At 68.5% G+C, this 15,386-nt stretch carries 15 protein-coding genes; 9 read left to right on the top strand and 6 right to left on the bottom strand.

From position 1 onward, the window contains the following. Window positions 1-31: 31 nt before the first annotated feature. The 3 genes from ICN82_RS09285 to ICN82_RS09275 are packed head-to-tail and all read left to right on the top strand — an operon-like array spanning window position 32 to window position 2,992. Window positions 32-622 (top strand): TRAP transporter small permease, encoded by a 591-nt coding sequence (locus ICN82_RS09285; RefSeq protein WP_193181955.1) that lies wholly within the window; start codon window positions 32-34, stop codon window positions 620-622. Continuing rightward, window positions 619-1,911, top strand: a complete 1,293-nt coding sequence (locus tag ICN82_RS09280) for a TRAP transporter large permease (protein ID WP_193181953.1) — start codon at window positions 619-621, stop codon at window positions 1,909-1,911. Before ICN82_RS09285 ends, ICN82_RS09280 begins: the two co-directional genes overlap by 4 nt. A gap of 25 nt (window positions 1,912-1,936) precedes the next feature. After that, window positions 1,937-2,992 carry a TRAP transporter substrate-binding protein gene (locus tag ICN82_RS09275; RefSeq protein ID WP_193181951.1) on the top strand — a complete coding sequence of 352 codons (1,056 nt, stop codon included), beginning with the start codon at window positions 1,937-1,939 and terminating at the stop codon, window positions 2,990-2,992. A gap of 72 nt (window positions 2,993-3,064) precedes the next feature. On the opposite strand, the gene argE is transcribed toward ICN82_RS09275, so the two are convergent. The 4 genes from argE to ICN82_RS09255 all read right to left on the bottom strand — a co-directional run bounded on the left by argE (window position 3,065) and on the right by ICN82_RS09255 (window position 7,505). Next, entirely contained in the window at window positions 3,065-4,210 is a 1,146-nt protein-coding gene (argE, locus tag ICN82_RS09270) for an acetylornithine deacetylase (RefSeq protein WP_193181949.1), read from the bottom strand. A 3-nt stretch (window positions 4,211-4,213) separates the two neighbouring features. Next, window positions 4,214-5,398 (bottom strand): M24 family metallopeptidase, encoded by a 1,185-nt coding sequence (locus ICN82_RS09265; protein WP_193181947.1) that lies wholly within the window; start codon window positions 5,396-5,398, stop codon window positions 4,214-4,216. Window positions 5,399-5,608: 210 nt separating this feature from the next. After that, window positions 5,609-6,547 carry a putative zinc-binding metallopeptidase gene (locus ICN82_RS09260; RefSeq protein ID WP_193181945.1) on the bottom strand — a complete coding sequence of 313 codons (939 nt, stop codon included), beginning with the start codon at window positions 6,545-6,547 and terminating at the stop codon, window positions 5,609-5,611. Window positions 6,548-6,587: 40 nt separating this feature from the next. After that, window positions 6,588-7,505: a formate/nitrite transporter family protein gene (locus ICN82_RS09255; protein ID WP_193181943.1), complete on the bottom strand. Its 918-nt coding sequence runs from the start codon at window positions 7,503-7,505 to the stop codon at window positions 6,588-6,590. Window positions 7,506-7,705: 200 nt separating this feature from the next. On the opposite strand from ICN82_RS09255, the gene ICN82_RS09250 reads away from it, so the two are divergent. Further along, window positions 7,706-8,836 (top strand): AI-2E family transporter, encoded by a 1,131-nt coding sequence (locus tag ICN82_RS09250; protein WP_193181941.1) that lies wholly within the window; start codon window positions 7,706-7,708, stop codon window positions 8,834-8,836. A 10-nt stretch (window positions 8,837-8,846) separates the two neighbouring features. Here the strand turns inward: ICN82_RS09250 and ICN82_RS09245 are convergent, their stop codons facing one another. Both ICN82_RS09245 and ICN82_RS09240 read right to left on the bottom strand, forming a co-directional pair. After that, window positions 8,847-9,683, bottom strand: coding sequence for a GNAT family N-acetyltransferase (locus ICN82_RS09245; RefSeq protein ID WP_193181939.1), 837 nt, complete (start codon window positions 9,681-9,683; stop codon window positions 8,847-8,849). Then, on the bottom strand, window positions 9,680-10,345 hold the full coding sequence (locus tag ICN82_RS09240; RefSeq protein ID WP_330998981.1) for a GntR family transcriptional regulator: 666 nt from the start codon (window positions 10,343-10,345) through the stop codon (window positions 9,680-9,682). Before ICN82_RS09240 ends, ICN82_RS09245 begins: the two co-directional genes overlap by 4 nt. 266 nt (window positions 10,346-10,611) lie before the next feature. Here ICN82_RS09240 and ICN82_RS09235 point away from each other — a divergent pair, with 266 nt between their 5' ends. From ICN82_RS09235 to ICN82_RS09215, 5 genes are all read left to right on the top strand, one after another. Beyond that, a complete protein-coding gene (locus ICN82_RS09235; RefSeq protein ID WP_193181934.1) occupies window positions 10,612-11,583 on the top strand; it encodes an ABC transporter ATP-binding protein in 972 nt (323 codons plus the stop codon). Between the two features lie 40 nt (window positions 11,584-11,623). Further along, on the top strand, window positions 11,624-12,886 hold the full coding sequence (locus tag ICN82_RS09230; RefSeq protein WP_193181932.1) for an ABC transporter substrate-binding protein: 1,263 nt from the start codon (window positions 11,624-11,626) through the stop codon (window positions 12,884-12,886). A 181-nt stretch (window positions 12,887-13,067) separates the two neighbouring features. Further along, window positions 13,068-13,928, top strand: a complete 861-nt coding sequence (locus tag ICN82_RS09225; RefSeq protein ID WP_193181930.1) for an ABC transporter permease — start codon at window positions 13,068-13,070, stop codon at window positions 13,926-13,928. Between the two features lie 2 nt (window positions 13,929-13,930). After that, window positions 13,931-14,767: an ABC transporter permease gene (locus tag ICN82_RS09220; RefSeq protein WP_193181928.1), complete on the top strand. Its 837-nt coding sequence runs from the start codon at window positions 13,931-13,933 to the stop codon at window positions 14,765-14,767. 1 nt (window position 14,768) lies between these two features. Continuing rightward, a partial coding sequence (locus tag ICN82_RS09215; protein ID WP_193181926.1) for an aspartate/glutamate racemase family protein occupies window positions 14,769-15,386 on the top strand: 618 nt, incomplete at its 3' end.

Below are 15,386 nucleotides of genomic sequence, written 5' to 3'. Positions count from 1 at the left end.
CCGAGCAAGGTCCCCGACGGGAGGAATTCGGATGACACCGTTGATCGCGGCGGCGCGCCTTCTGGGCGCGGTCAATGGCGCGGTGCTGGGCGCGGGGCGGATGCTGGGCGTGCTGGCCATCGCGGCGATGGTCGCGGCGACGCTGCTGCAGGTCTTCTGCCGTTATGTGCTGGGCAATGCGCTGCCCTGGCCGGACGAGGCGGCGCGGTTCTGCATGCTGTGGATGACCGGGCTGATGGCGCCACAGGCCTTCCGCGCGGGCGGTTTCGTCGCCATCGACACGTTCGACACGCTGCTGCCGGGACGCGGGGTGCAGGCGCTGCAGCTGGTCTTCCTGGCGATCTCGCTGGCCGTGCTGGTGATCGCCGCGCGGATCGGGCTGTCGGAGGTGACGGGGATCGGCGGACGGTTCGCCACCGCCTCGCTCTACCTGCCGGTCTCCTGGGGCCTCGACCAGTGGTACCGCGTGCCGCGCAGCTGGATGATGGCCTCGCTCCTGGTGGGGGTGTGGCTGCTGATCCTCGTGAATATCGAGCTGATGCTGCGCCGGGTGCTGGCGCTGCTGGGGCATGAGGGCGACCTGCCGGAGATCGCCGGGGCCGGGCACGGGGGCGCGGAATGACGCTGATCTGGTTCCTGCCGCTCTTCCTGCTGCTGCTGCTGGCGGGACTGCCGGTCTTCTTCGGGCTCTTGGCCGCGCCGGGCGCGATCCTGTGGCTGAACGGGCAGGACCGCGACATCACGCTTCTGTACCGCAACCTCTATAACGGCATGGACAGCTTTCCGCTGATGGCGATCCCCTTCTTCATGCTGGCGGGCGAATTGATGAATCGCGGCGGCATCACGCTGCGGCTGGTGGAATTCTCGCAGGCGCTGATGGGGCATCTGCGCGGCGGGCTGGCGCATGTGAACATCCTGTCCTCGATCCTGTTCGCGGGGCTCTCGGGCTCGGCAGTGGCCGATACCTCGGCGCTGGGGTCGATGCTGATCCCGGCGATGGAGAAACAGGGCTATTCGCGCCGCTTCGCCGCCGCCGTGACCGCCGCCAGTTCGGTGATCGGGCCGATCATCCCGCCCTCGGGGATCATGATCATCTATGCCTATGTCATGGGCGAAAGCGTCGCGGCGCTGTTTCTGGCCGGGATCGTGCCGGGGGTGCTGGTGGGGCTGGGCCTGATGGCGGTGGTGCGGCTGATGGCCGGGCGCCACGATTTCCCCGTCGCCTCGCGCAAGGCCAGCTGGGGCGAGCGCGGAGAGGCAAGCCTGAAGGCGTTCTTTCCGCTGATGACGCCGGTCATCATCCTGGGCGGCATCCTGGGCGGGGTCTTCACCCCCACCGAGGCGGCGGCCGTCGCGGTGGCCTATGCGCTGGTGATCGGGCTTTTCGTGCTGCGCAGCCTGCGGCTGCGGGACCTGCCCGATGTCTTCGCCCGCGCCGGGCTGAGCTCGGCGGTGGTGCTGCTGCTGGTGGGCGCGGCGATGTCCTTCAAGACGGTCGTGTCGCTGAGCCATGCGCCCGAGGCGCTGGCCGCGCTGGTGCTGGGACTGACGGAAAACCCGTATCTTCTGCTGCTGCTGATCAACCTGCTGCTTTTCGTGGTCGGCATGTTCCTCGATGCCGGGCCCGCGATCATCATCCTGGGTCCGATCCTGGGCCCGGTCTTTGCCGGGATGGGCATCGACCCGGTGCATTTCGCCATCATCATGTGCGTGAACCTGACCGTGGGGCTGGCGACGCCGCCGATGGGGCTGGTTCTGTTCGTCGCGGCCTCGGTCAGCCGCGAGAGGGTCGCGGCCATCTCGCGGGCGATCCTGCCCTTCCTTGCCGTGGAGATCGCCGTGATCTTCCTCATCACCTTCGTTCCTGCCATATGCCTGACCATCCCGCGGCTGGCGGGGTTCCTGGACTGACCGAGCCTCAAGGGGAGGATCCGATATGCTCGACACCCTCAAATGCGCGCTGGTTGCGGCGCTTCTGGCGGGGACGGCGCTCCCGGCCGCGGCGGCCGACATCACGCTGCGCGCCACCGCCAATTCCAACGAGAATGACGAGGATTACGACGGGCTCGTCGTCTTCAAGAACTATGTCGAGGCGGCCTCGAACGGCGCCATCGAGGTGGAGCTGTTCATCGGCACGCAGCTGTGTTCCAACGGCGCGGAATGCCTGCAGGGCGTGGCGGACGGCTCGATCGACATCTTCATGTCCACCTCGGGCGGCGTGGCGGGGCTGTTTCCCTATGTGCAGGTTCTGGACCTGCCCTACCTGATGCCCGACGACCGCACGGCGGAAAAGGTGCTGTCGGGCGAATTCACCCGCAAGATGCGGCAGATGGCGCTGGAGGATTCGGGCGACACGATCCGGCTGATGACCATCGGCAATACCGGCGGCTGGCGCAATTTCGCCAATACCCAGAAACGCATCGAGACCCCCGCCGATCTGCGCGGCATGAAGATGCGCACCGTGGTGGCCGACCTGCCGCAGGAACTGGTCAAGGCGATGGGCGCCTCGCCGACGCCGATCCCCTGGCCCGAGCTGTTCACCTCGCTGCAGACCGGGGTCGTGGACGGCACCAAGAACGGCATCACCGACATCATGGGCATGAAATTCCCCGATGCCGGGCTGCAATACCTGACGCTGGACGGGCATGCCTACATGGCCGCGCTGTGGTGGATGTCGAACCAGACCTTCCAGGACCTCCCCGACAACCTCAAACGCGTGGTGGTCGACGGGTTCTACGCGCTGCAGCAGGCGACCTTCGCCTCGCCCAAGCGCAAGTCCATCGCCGCCTACGAGGCCTTCGTCGAGGGCGGGGGCGACCTCTACGTGCCGACCCCCGCGCAGAAGGCCGAGTTCCGCAAGGCCGCCGACCCGGTCTATGACTGGTTCCGGGCCAATGTCGGGCGCGGCGGCGAGATCTTCGACGCCTTCGCCGCGGCGGTGGAGACCGCGCGCAGCGAACTGGAGGCAGAGCGCGCCGCCGAGCTGGACTGACGGGGCCGCTGCCCTCCGGGCCGGACCCGGGGGGCGCATCCGGGCCCGGCGCCGAAGGCCGCGGGCGGGGGATCAGCCCGCGGCGGCCAGTCGGTCCAGCAGGTCGAGGCAGAGCCCCAGCTGTTCGAGGCTGACATATTCGTCTGCCTTGTGGGCCTGGTCGATCGATCCCGGACCGCACAGCACCGCATCCATGCCCAGCGACTGGAACAGCCCGGCCTCGGTGCCGAAAGGCACCACCCCCGCGCCATTGCCGCCGGTGAGCTTCAGCACCAGATCGCGGGCGGCGTTCTCCTCCATCGGCACCAGCCCCGCGACCTCGCCGATCACCTCGGTCAGGATATCCGCCTCCGGCGCGACGCGGCGCATCTCGGGCAGCAGCACATCGCGCGCGAAACCCTCGATGCCCGCCTTGACGAAGTCGAGATCCCCCGGCGCGACGGGGCGGGTTTCCCAGTCCAGCACGGCGCGGCTGGCGATCACGTTATGCGCCACCCCGCCATGCAACCCGCCGATATTGATCGTGCTCCAGGGCGGATCGAAACGCGATCCCGCAGGCGCGCGCGCCTTCAGCGCCTCGCGCAGCTCCAGCAGCCGCGCGACATAGCGCGCCGCGTATTCCACCGCGTTCACCCCCCGTTCGGGGGCCGAGCCGTGCCCGGCCGTGCCCTCGAAGGTGACGGTGTATTCGCAGCAGCCCTTGTGACCCTCGATCACCTGCATCATCGTCGGCTCGCCGATGATCGCCAGTTCGGGCAGGACCTCGCGGGTCTTCAGCACCTCGACCAGCGCCTGAGCGCCGAGGCATCCGACCTCCTCGTCATGGGTGAAGGCGAAATGGATCGGCCGCCGCGCGGCCTTCAGCCGGTCCAGCGAGGCGAGGCAGGCGGCGATGAAGCCCTTCATGTCGCAGGCGCCGCGCCCGTAGAGCCGCCCGTCGCGTTCGGTCATCGCGAAGGGATCGGTGCTCCAGTCCTGGTCGGTCACCGGCACCACGTCGGAATGCCCCGACAGCAGGATCCCCCCCGGTCCGTCGCCGCCCAGCACGGCATAGAGATTGGCCTTGCGCCCGGTCGCATCGGCCATCACCTCGACCCTTGCGCCCGCCGCCTCCAGCCGCTCGGCGATCCAGGCGATCGCTTCCATGTTCGGATCCGCCGAGACGGTGGGAAAGGCGATCAGCTCGCCGAGATGGCGGCGGCAGAGATCGAGGGACATGGATCACTCCTTGACGAAAAGCTTGCGCGGCACGGTGCCGAGCGCCTCCGCGGGACCCTCCTCTCGGATCAGGATCGTCTCGGTGGTCTCCATTCCCCAGCCGTCCATGCGCAGGCCCGGCTTGAAATGGAAGGTCATCCCGGGCAGCAGCACGGTCTCGTCGAAGGCGCGCAGCGATACGGTATGTTCACTCCAATCGGGGGGATAGCTCAACCCCACCGCATAGCCGCAGCGCACCGGATGGGCGAGCCCGGCGCGCGCCAGCTCGTCCTCCAGGGCGCGGGCGATGTCGCAGGCGCGGTTGCCCGCGCGCGCCACCTCGATCCCGGCCTCCAGACCGGCGCTGAGCGCCTCCGCCGCCTCGGTCATCACCTTCGGCGGCCGCCCCAGATAGACGGTGCGGCACAGCGGCGCGTGATAGCGCCGGTGACAGCCCGACTGCGCGATGGTCGCCGCCTCTCCCCTGCGCAGCGCCTCGCCGTTCCAGGTCAGGTGAGGACCCGCCCCCTCGCCGCCGGCCGACAGGAGCGGCACGATCGCCGGGTAGTCGCCCCAGCTCTCGGCCTCGCCGGTGACGGCGGTCTTGTACAGCTCGCCCGCCAGCTCGTGCTTCTTCATGCCGGGCTCGGCCAGCTCGACCGCGCGGTGGATCACCAGATCCGAGATCCGCGCCGCGCGGCGCATGAAGGCCAGCTCTTCCTCCGATTTCACCAGCCGCTGCCAGTTCACCAGGCTCGAGGCATCCATGATGTCCGCCCCGGGAAGCCCCTCGGCAATGGTGGTGAAGGCCCGGGCGGTGAAGAAATAGGTTTCCATCTCGACGCCGATGCGCCGGTCGCCATGGCCCATGATGCGCAGCCGCGAGGCGAGATCCTCCATCGGGTGGGTCTCGGCGGCCTGCACGTAGCGGTCCGGATAGGGCAGGACATGGTCGTCCTCCATCCACACGGTGCGGCGCGCGCCATCGGCATCCATCGCGCGGCCCCACCACCAGGGATCGCCCTCCAGCGGCAGGATCACCGCCTGGTGGACGTAGAAGGACCAGCCGTCATAGCCGGTCAGCCAGTACTGGTTGGAGGGGTTGGTCACGACAAGCACGTCGATGCCGAATTCGGCCATGGTCTCGCGCGTCAGCCGGATGCGGCGGTCGTATTCGTCCCGGGAAAAGGGGGCGTTCTCAATCGGCATGGGTCACTCGTTCCGTCTTGTGCGCGCGGGCCCTGCGGGCGGCATCCGCGGCGCCCGCACATGTCGGCGAAGGCACGGGCCCGGTTCCATTCGGCGGGGCCGGGCCTGCGGCGTCAACCGCAAAGCGGATCCGCCCTCGCGGCGCCGCACCGCGGCGGGCTTGATGCCGAAACCTTGGGCAGGGGCGGCATCGCTGCCCCGCGGTGCGGCTCAGCCGCGGCGGCGGCGGTCCAGCCAGGACAGGGCGAACTCGATCTTCTCGCGCACCGCCGGCGAGATGACCATCGGATAGGGGTCGGGCTGTCCCAGGGCGCGGCACATGTGGTTCAGCCCGATCCCCGCGGTCTGCGCGCGGTCGAGCATGGTCTCGCCCTCCACGCGGATCCCCAGTTCCGCCGCGCTCTGGGCCAGGTCCTCCAGGTGCAGCGCGTTCGCGGCGGATTCGGCCCAGTCCTCGTGCGGGTGGGCGGCGGCGTATTCGCTGATATGGGTGTCCTGCCAGCCGGGGGGCGGGCCCTGGTCGTAATACCGCTCCAGCGCCTCGCCGTAATCGGCGCGCTCGTCGCCCATGAGATTGCGGAAGGCGGGCAGGAAGCCGGGCTGTTCGCGCCCCAGCCGGTCATGCAGGAAATGGGCGGTCTCGTGGCGGACATGGCCGATCATCGAGCGGATGGGTTCGTCGAATTCCTGCTTGCGGCGGATCGCGGTGGCGGGGTCGGCCTCCATGATGTTCAGCGTGATCACCCCGTCGGCATGTCCCATCATGACCACCTGGCGGCGGCCCTTGATCTTCTCGGACATCAGGCGGAACTCGGGCAGCTCGGGGGTTTCGCCCAGGAACCAGCCCAGCCGCATCAGCCCGTTGAGCACCCAGCGCTTGGCCGCCTCCGTCGCGGCAAAGAGCGCCTCCGCGCCGGGGGCGGAGAGGTCGGGCACGACCGTGGTGGTCGCGCAGCTCAGGCACAGCTCTCCCTCCGCCGCGGCGGTCCAGGAACAGCCCAGCCTGTCGCGGTTGGCGCAGCACGGGGCGGCGGCGGCCTCCACCAGGGTGCGGGCGCGGGCGTCATAGGCGATCTCGTGGCCGTTGGCGCAAAGGCAGCTCTCGGGAAAGACCCGGATGCCGCAGGTCGGGCAGGGCAGAACGTCCAAGGCAAGGTTCCTTCGTCGATGGAATGGCGGTGAAGCGGGCTCAGAGCGGGTCGGCGGTCCGGTTGCGGGTGCGCACCTCCATGCGGACCTGGGCCCAGGCCAGCGCGGTGAAGACGGCCGTGCCCCCGAGGATGTTCCCGGCCAGCACCGGCAGCCACCACGCCCCGAAGGCGTGGAGCAGGCCGGTCCTTCCGTCAAGCACCACGATGGCAAGTTCCACCGATCCGGCAATGACATGGGTGAAGCCGCCCATGGCGATCATCCAGGTGAGGGCGCCGATCACGAAGAAGGCTGAGGCCTGGGCCTGCGGCAGCAGCCAGACCAGCGCGGCGATCAGCACCCCTGCGGGAATGCCCTTGAGGAAGGCTTCGAGCGGCGGCAGGTCCAGCGCGTGAAGCGAGATCTCCATCGTGGCAAGCCGGACCTCGGGGGCCAGGACGTCCTCAAGCGACAGGAACCAGCCCGCGACGAAGGCGCCCACCACATTGGCCGCCAGCACGATCGACCACAGTTTCATCACCGAGCCGAAGCAGCGCAGCCCCGGACGGGCCAGGAAGGGCAGCACGGTGGTGATGGTATTCTCGGTGAAAAGCTGCATCCGCCCGAGGATGACGATCATGAAGCCCAGCGAGTAGCCGGCATTCTCGATGATCTCGCGCCAGGGCGCGTCGGGCAGGGCGGAATGCAGCGCGGCCTCGGCCATCACCGAGGCGGAGATCAGGATGCCCGCCGCCACGCCCGACCAGATCAGCGCGCTGGCGGGACGATTGAGCTCCTCGTCCCCGTCGCGGCGCACGACCTCGTAGATCAGCCGCGGCGAGAGGCTGGAGGCTTCCGAGACGGATTCCTCCTCCTCGTCATCGGGAAGGGTTTCGTGTTCCTCGATCTCGGCGGGCTGGCGCAGGACCGGCTTGACCTCGCGGCCGCCATCCTCCTGCTCGGGGTCTTGGGGTGTCATGGATACTCGGTGAGATGATGCGTCGGGGATCAAACGCCGCCCTGTCCGCGATTGTTCCGTGACATATTTCGCGGCGGCGCGGAACCGCCTGCGCGGACCGGGCGTTCCCATCGACAACGCCATCCCGACCCCGAGGAGAATCCGATGCAAGCCACGATCGCGGGCGCCCCGTGTCCCGACAGATGCGGGGGGTGGCTGGCATGACGCTGCCGCGCAACGCATTGACCATCGCGGCCGTGCTGATCGTCACGCTGATCGTGATGAAGCTGACCAAGTCGATTTCCGCCCCGACCGTGCTGGCCCTGACGCTGGGGGTGATCGTCTCTCCGCTGGTCGATTTCGCCGCGCGCAACCGCATTCCCTCCGCCGCCGTGGCGCTGGCCGTGACCTTCGGGACCTGCCTGGCGGTCTTCGGCGCGGTGCTGGTGCTGGCGCCGGCCATTGAGGGCGCGGTGCGGGAGATCCCCGAGGTCGTGGACGAGGCGCGCGACACGCTGGAGGGGCTGGTCTCGCTGGGTCAGAACCTGCAGGAGATGTCGCAGGAGGTGAACAATGCCATCTCCGCCGACGACAAGCCGACGCGCCCGCCCGCCCCGCCGCCCGAGGGCGAGGAACAGGCCGAACAGCTGTTCTCCTTCTGGGACGCGGTGCTGTTCGCGCCGCAGATCGCGGCACAGGCGCTGGTCTTCCTGGCCACGCTGTTCTTCTTCATCCTCACGCGGCGGCAGATCTATGACTGGCTGGACCGCACCTTTCCCTCGCCGCGGGCCGATCTGAAGACCCGCGACCTGCTTTACTGGGCCGATACCTCGGTATCGCGCTATTTCGTGACGATCACCGGGATCAACGCGGTGCTGGGGCTGTGCACGGGGCTCGGGCTCTTCGCGCTCGGCATCCCCTCCGCAACGACCTGGGGCGTCCTGGCCTTCCTGCTGAACTACCTGCTCTACCTGGGGCCCGTCCTGTTCGCCGCCTCGCTTCTGGTGGCGGGGTTCGTCACCTTCGACGGGGTGATGAGCTATGCCCCCATGGCGATGTATGTGGCGATGAACTTCACCGAGGGCTATTTCGTCACCCCCTCGCTGGTGGGGCAGCGCCTGACGCTGAATCCGCTGCTGATCTTCCTGACGCTGACGGTCTGGCTGTGGATCTGGGGACCGGTCGGGGGCATCGTGGCGCTGCCCATCCTGGTCTGGGTGCTGGCCGTTTCGGGGCAGATCCGGATCACCGAAAGCCCGCGAAAGCTGCGCGCGCGGCGGCGCCGGGCGCAGGGCGAGGGCGACTATCACCCGCTCAGCGAGGGGCTTTCGCAGAACGACACCCCGCGCTAGCCCTCGCGGCTCAGCCCAGCTCCATCGTGGCGATGGCGTGCTGGGTTCCGCCTGCGGCCGGGGCGGGGGCCGGGCCGCGATACATGCGCGCCGTGGCGAAGGTGGTGGCGAAGCCTGCCGCCGCCAGCCGCCCGGTCAGCGCGTCCTGCCATTCCGGCACGTCGAGGATCACCCGCTGTGCCGACAGCGCGGCGGCCGCCCCCGCGATCAGGGTCCAGGCGGCATCGGCATCAGGGGCGATGACCGGTCCGATCTTGCACCCCTCGCCGCAGAGCCGCGCCGTGGCGACCCCCGCGACGCGGCCGTCCCGGTCCAGCACGATGCTGCGGCGGCTGCGGGCCTGCATCAGCCAGGCGGCCAGGAATCGCGGCCGCGCCACGCCGGTCGCGGCCAGGTCCAGCGCCGCGATGGCGGCAAGATCGGTGCCGCCCGCCGGGCGCAGTCCCGGCGCCTCGCCGATCGGAGCGGGTCCGGCCATGCGCAGCGTCGCTCCCTGACGGACGAAACCCGAACGGGCGTAATTCGCCTCCTGCGCCGCCACCCCGTCGAGCCCCACGGTCCGTTCGCCCGCATGGGCAAGCGCATGAGTCCACAGCGCATGGCCGATCCCGCGGCCGCGGAAGGCCGGCAGGCACAGGTACAACCCCAGAAAGGCGAAGGTGTCGGAATGGTTGATTACCGAGATGGCCGCGACCGGCGCGCCGTCCTGCTCGGCCAGGAAGATCCCGCCGGGATCGGCGGCATGGAAGGCGGCGGCGTCCTCCAGACCCGGGTTCCATCCCTCCGCCCGCGCCCAGTCCAGCACCAGGGCGATCTCGGCGGGGGTCGCTGCGGTCCTGAACCTCATCCGTCCAGCGCCTCCTTCAGCGTGCGCGGGGCGGGGGGCGTGTCGCGCAGGTCCAGCGAGGTGTAGAGATCCAGCAGGTGGCTTTTCATCAGGGCCTCGGCCTCGGCCTCGTCATTGCGTTCCAGCGCGGCGATCAGTGCATGATGGGCATGGCTTTCGCACAGCGCGGCGCGGCGTTCCCAGTAGAGCGCGATGATGAGGGAGGAGCGCGACACCAGCTGGGCGATGAACTCGGCGATCGTGCCCTGGTTGGCGATCCGCGCCACCTCGTTGTGGAAGGTCCCCGACAGGTGGAGCGCGCGTCCGTCATCGCCCGCCGCCAGTGCGGCATGTTCGGCCTCGATGTGATCGCGCAGCGCGGCGATGTCGGCGGGGCCCGCGCGGCGCGCGGCGGAGCGCGCGGTGGTGGGCTCCAGCAGGCTGCGCGCCTCGAACACCTCGCGGGCCTCGCGCACGCCGGGCCTGGCGACGAAGGCGCCGCGATTGCGCTTCAGCTCCACCAGATGCTGATGCGCCAGCTGCTGCAGCCCGGCGCGCACCACCGTGCGGCTGACGCCGAAGATCTCGCCGACCTCGTCCTCGTTCAGCTTGGTGCCCGGCGCCAGCCGGTGTTCGTGGATCGCCACTGCCAGCCTGGCGGCCACCTCGGCGCTGCCTGTCACTGTCTCTTGCCTTGCCACGCGCGCCCCTTCCGGTGAACCCCGGGGCACTCTTCCGTGGGGCAGGGCGGCGCACAAGGCCGGGCGCTGGCGATACATGGGCTGACCGAATTGTATACGAAACTTGTACAAATCGTGAGCGCCGCCCCCGAGGAAACGTCCAAAGCTTGGGCGATCAATGTTCCGCAGGGGCAATGTCACGGAAAAGCCTTCGCAGCGGGCAGGGTCTCCCCTGATCTGTCATCAGGAAGCGGAACAGGGGGCGGCCGATGCGCTCGGGACAGGATCTGGAACTGGTGCATGTCACCAAGCGCTATGGCGGCACGGTTGCGGTGCGCGATGTCAGCCATGTCTTCGCCAATGGCAGCTATGTCTGCCTGCTGGGGCCGTCGGGCTGCGGCAAGTCGACGACGCTGCGGATGATCGCCGGGCATGAGAGCATTTCCGAGGGCTCGATCGTGCTGGACGGCCATGACGTGTCGCGGCTGGAACCGGCGCGGCGCGGCACGGCGATGATGTTCCAGTCCTACGCGCTGTTCCCGCATCTGAGCGTGCGCGACAATGTCGCCTTCTCGCTGCGGATGAAGGGGGTCGACAAGGCCGCCCGCCACCGCGCCGCCGACGAGATGCTGGAGCTGGTGGACATGACCCACCTGGCCGAACGCCTGCCCGCGCAGCTGTCGGGCGGGCAGCAGCAGCGCGTCGCGCTGGCGCGCGCGCTGGTGACCAAGCCGCGGGTGCTCCTGCTGGACGAGCCGCTCTCGGCGCTGGACCCGTTCCTGCGCATCCGGGTGCGCGGGGAACTCAAGCGGCTGCAGCGCGAGCTGGGCATCACCTTCATCCATGTCACCCATGGCCAGGACGAGGCGCTGGCGCTGGCCGACGAGGTGGTGGTGATGAACGACGCCGTGATCGAACAGGCCGGAACCGCGCGCGAGGTCTTCGCGGCGCCGCGCACCGAATTCGTCGCCCGGTTCATGGGCGGCCATAACGTGATGGACCTGGACGGGACGCGCTTCGCGCTGCGCGCCGATGACGTGCGGCTCGACGAGGCCGGGCTTCCGGCGGTGGTGCGCGGCGTCGAGTACCAGGGGGCCCATGTCGCGGTGACGGCGATGGCGGGCGCGCAGGAGGTCCTGGCGCTGGTGCCCGAGGCCCGGTTCTTCGAGAACCCGAAAAATCCCGGCGACGCGGTCGGGCTCAGCTGGGACGCGTCCCGGCTGCACCGCCTGACCGCCTGACCGGGCCAGAGACAACAAGATACCAACAGGAGAGAAGACAATGGCAAAAGTCGGCTATACCCGCCGTTCCGTCCTCAAGACCGGGGCGGCCGCCGCGGCGACGACCCTGGCCGCGCCGATGGTCTGGTCGCAGGAATCGAAGAACATCGTGCTGCGCCAGTTCGGCACCGGCGTGTCGAACCTCAACGAGGTGGCGACCAAGGTGAAGGAAGACCTGGGCATCACGCTGGAGATGACGGCGCTGGATTCCGACGCCGTGACCCAGCGCGCCGCCACCCAGCCCGACAGTTTCGACATCGCCGATATCGAGTACTGGATCTGCAAGAAGGTCTGGCCGACCGGCAACCTGCAGGCGATGGATGTCTCGAAGATCGCCAATTACGACAAGATCGTCGGCATCTTCAAGGATGGCAAGCTGACCCCGGAAAGCGAGATCGCCCAGGGCACCGCGCCGCATACGGTGGGCTTCGTCGAGGGCCAGGGCTCGACCGCCTTCGCCGATGAGCAGACCAACTGGATGACTCTGATCCCGACGATCTACAATGCCGACACGCTGGGCATCCGTCCCGACCTGATCGGGCGGCCGATCTCCAACTGGTCGGAACTGCTGAACCCCGAATTCAAGGGCAAGGCCTCGCTTCTGGACATTTCCTCGATCGGGATCATGGACATGGCCATGGTCTGCGAGTCGATGGGCGAGATCACCTATGGCGACAAGGGCAACATGACCCGCGAGGAGATCGACGCGACTTTCGCGATCTTCACCGAGGCCAAGCGCGCGGGCCAGTTCCGCGCCTTCTGGAAGACCTTCGACGAGAGCGTGAACCTGATGGCCTCGGGCGAGGTGGTGATCCAGTCGATGTGGTCGCCCGCCATCACCGCGGTGAAGACCCGCGGCATCCCCTGCGTCTACCAGCCGCTGGAGGAAGGCTATCGCAGCTGGGGCGGCGGCATCGGCCTGTCGAAGTCGCTGACCGGCATGGAGCTGGATGCGGCCTATGAGTACATCAACTGGTATCTCTCGGGCTGGGTCGGCGGGTTCCTGATGCGCCAGGGCTATTATTCCGCCGTGCCCGAGACGTCGAAGGAATTCATGTCCGAGAACGAGTGGGGCTACTGGTTCGAGGGCAAGGAGGCCACGGGCGAGATCACCAGCCCCTTCGGCGACGTTCTGGCCCAGGCCGGGGAGGTCCGCGACGGCGGCAGCTTCTACGACCGCATGGGATCGGTCGCTTGCTGGAACGCGGTGATGGACGAGAACCAGTACATGGTCCGCAAGTGGAACGAGTTCATCGCCAGCTGAGCGCAGCGCCCTCCGCGGGACAGGGACCGACCGGGACCTGATCCGGCGGACACCCGCGCCGCGGGCGACATCATGTCCCCGCCCGCGGCCTTGCGGCCACGGGCGGGTCTCGGGGGGCTCGCGCCCCCCTCGGGCGCCCTTGCGGGCGCGCGCGACCCCGAACCGAGCCGAGGGAGGCCCGATGCAGATCCTCAAGAACCGCCATGTCGCCGGATGGCTGCAGGCCGCGCCGCTGACGCTGGTGCTGGCCGCCTTCCTGGTGCTGCCGATCGCGACGATCGTGACCGTCAGCTTCTGGCAGGCGACCGAGTTTTCCATCATCCCGGCCTTCTCGCTGGAGAATTACCGGTTCCTCTTCGGCTCTTCCGTGACCGGGCGGGTGTTCCTGGCGACCTTCCGCTATGCCTTCCTGACCTGGGCGCTGACCCTGGCGATCGGCTTCACCGTCGCCTATTACCTGGCCTTCCACGTGCGCAGCCAGTCCTGGCAGATCGCGCTGTTTCTCCTGTGCACGATCCCGTTCTGGACCTCGAACATCATCCGGATGATTTCCTGGATCCCGTTCCTGGGCCGCAACGGCATCGCCAACCAGATGCTGATCAGCTGGGGCGTGGTGGACGAGCCGGTGGAATGGCTGCTGTATTCCGATTTCTCGGTGATCCTGGCCTTCGTGCATCTCTACACGCTGTTCATGGTCGTGCCGATCTTCAACACGATGATGCGCATCGACCGCAGCCTGGTCGAGGCGGCCTATGACAATGGCGCCTCGGGCTGGCAGACGCTGATCCATGTCATCCTGCCGCTGTGCAAGCCCGGCATCATGATCGGCACGATCTTCGTCGTCACGCTGGTGATGGGCGATTTCATCACCGTGCGCTTCATGTCGGGCAGCCAGCGCGCCAATGTGGGGCGGCTGATCTCCAACGACATCTCGCTGCTGCAATACCCTTCGGCGGCGGCGACGGCGGTGGTGCTCCTGTGCACAGTCCTTCTGACCATCGCGATCCTTCTGCGCTTCGTCGACATCCGCAAGGAGCTGTGACCATGGAAAGACGATCCACCGGCTTCTGGCTGCTCACGATCTTCTTCGGGCTGTTCCTGCTGTTCCTCTACGGGCCGACCATCACCATCGGCATCCTCAGCTTCCAGGGGCCCGGCGGCGGGCTGACCTTTCCGATGCAGGGCGCCTCGCTCCACTGGTTCCGCGACCTGTTCCGGGAACAGGCGGTGGGCGATATCTGGGGCGCGTTCCGCCGCTCCTTCGCGCTGGGGCTGATGGTGATGGTGACGACCGTCATCGTGTCGGTGATGGGCGGGCTGGCCTTCCGCAAGCGCTTCGCGGGGTCGGGCATCCTGTTCTACCTGATCATCGCCTCGCTGGTGATCCCCTCGATCCTGGTCTCGCTGGGGGTCGGGCTGATCTTCAACCAGTTCGGGCTGCGCGTGCATTGGGCAAGCTCGGGCTTCGGATCGCAGCTGACCTGGACGCTGCCCTTCGGACTGCTGATAATGTTCGCGGTCTTCAACCGTTTCGACAAGTCCTACGAGGAGGCCGCGCGCGACCAGGGCGCCAGCGCCTGGCAGACGATCCGCTTCGTGGTGCTGCCGATCATCGCGCCCTCGCTGATCGGGGTGGGGCTGTTCGGCTTCACGCTGAGCTATGACGAATTCGCGCGCACGCTGCTGACCGCGGGCAGCTACAACACCCTGCCGCTGGAAATCTACGGGATGACCACCAACGTGACCACGCCGGTCATCTATGCGCTGGGGACGCTGACCACGGCGTTCTCGCTGCTGATCATCGGGGCCTTCCTGCTGGCGGCCTGGGCGGGGGCAAAGCGGCGGGCGCGCCTGGGATCGGATGCCGGGAAGGGCGTGTGAGATGCGCATCCTCTACCTGAACCCCAATTCCACCGCGGCGATGACCGACTCGATGGCGCAGGTCGCCCGCGAGGCGGCGCCGGGGCAGGAGATCCTCGCCTGGACCAATGCCGGGGGTCCGCCCGCGATCCAGGGGCCGCAGGACGGGGACCGGGTGGTCCCGCAGCTGCTGGCGATGCTGCCCGCGGCGCGCGAGGCGGGGGCGGAGGCGATCGTGATCGGATGTTTCGACGATACCGGCCTGGCAGAGATGCGCGCCGCCGCCCATTGCCCGGTCATCGGCATCGGCCAGGCGGCCTATCACATGGCGGCGCTGCGCGCCGGACGCTTTGCCGTCGTCACGACGCTGGAGGTGTCGCGCCCCGTGATCGAGGCCAATATCCGCGACCAGGGCTTCGCCGAGATCTGCAGCGCGGTGATCGCAAGCGGCATCCCGGTTCTGGAGGTCGAGGCGGGCGCGCCCGCCATGCTGGAGCGCCTGGCCGAATGCGCCCGGAAGACGGCTGCGCCCGCGGTGGTGCTGGGCTGTGCGGGCATGGCGCGCCACCGCGCGCGGCTGGAGGCCCGCGCGGGCAGGCCCCTGATCGACGGGGTGGCCGCGGCGGCGCGGCAGGCGGGG

This window comes from Mangrovicoccus algicola (assembly GCF_014903745.1).
Taxonomy (GTDB): domain Bacteria; phylum Pseudomonadota; class Alphaproteobacteria; order Rhodobacterales; family Rhodobacteraceae; genus Mangrovicoccus; species Mangrovicoccus algicola.
This window is presented reverse-complemented; position numbering and strand designations above follow the sequence as displayed.

Bases quoted from the DNA above. Each gene is read 5' to 3' on its own strand.
- ICN82_RS09285 (WP_193181955.1), top strand. From the start codon at position 32: ATGACACCGTTGATCGCGGCGGCGCGCCTTCTGGGCGCGGTCAATGGC.
- ICN82_RS09280 (WP_193181953.1), top strand. From the start codon at position 619: ATGACGCTGATCTGGTTCCTGCCGCTCTTCCTGCTGCTGCTGCTGGCG.
- ICN82_RS09275 (WP_193181951.1), top strand. From the start codon at position 1,937: ATGCTCGACACCCTCAAATGCGCGCTGGTTGCGGCGCTTCTGGCGGGG.
- argE (WP_193181949.1), bottom strand. From the start codon at position 4,210: ATGTCCCTCGATCTCTGCCGCCGCCATCTCGGCGAGCTGATCGCCTTT.
- ICN82_RS09265 (WP_193181947.1), bottom strand. From the start codon at position 5,398: ATGCCGATTGAGAACGCCCCCTTTTCCCGGGACGAATACGACCGCCGC.
- ICN82_RS09255 (WP_193181943.1), bottom strand. From the start codon at position 7,505: ATGACACCCCAAGACCCCGAGCAGGAGGATGGCGGCCGCGAGGTCAAG.
- ICN82_RS09250 (WP_193181941.1), top strand. From the start codon at position 7,706: ATGACGCTGCCGCGCAACGCATTGACCATCGCGGCCGTGCTGATCGTC.
- ICN82_RS09245 (WP_193181939.1), bottom strand. From the start codon at position 9,683: ATGAGGTTCAGGACCGCAGCGACCCCCGCCGAGATCGCCCTGGTGCTG.
- ICN82_RS09235 (WP_193181934.1), top strand. From the start codon at position 10,612: ATGCGCTCGGGACAGGATCTGGAACTGGTGCATGTCACCAAGCGCTAT.
- ICN82_RS09230 (WP_193181932.1), top strand. From the start codon at position 11,624: ATGGCAAAAGTCGGCTATACCCGCCGTTCCGTCCTCAAGACCGGGGCG.
- ICN82_RS09225 (WP_193181930.1), top strand. From the start codon at position 13,068: ATGCAGATCCTCAAGAACCGCCATGTCGCCGGATGGCTGCAGGCCGCG.
- ICN82_RS09220 (WP_193181928.1), top strand. From the start codon at position 13,931: ATGGAAAGACGATCCACCGGCTTCTGGCTGCTCACGATCTTCTTCGGG.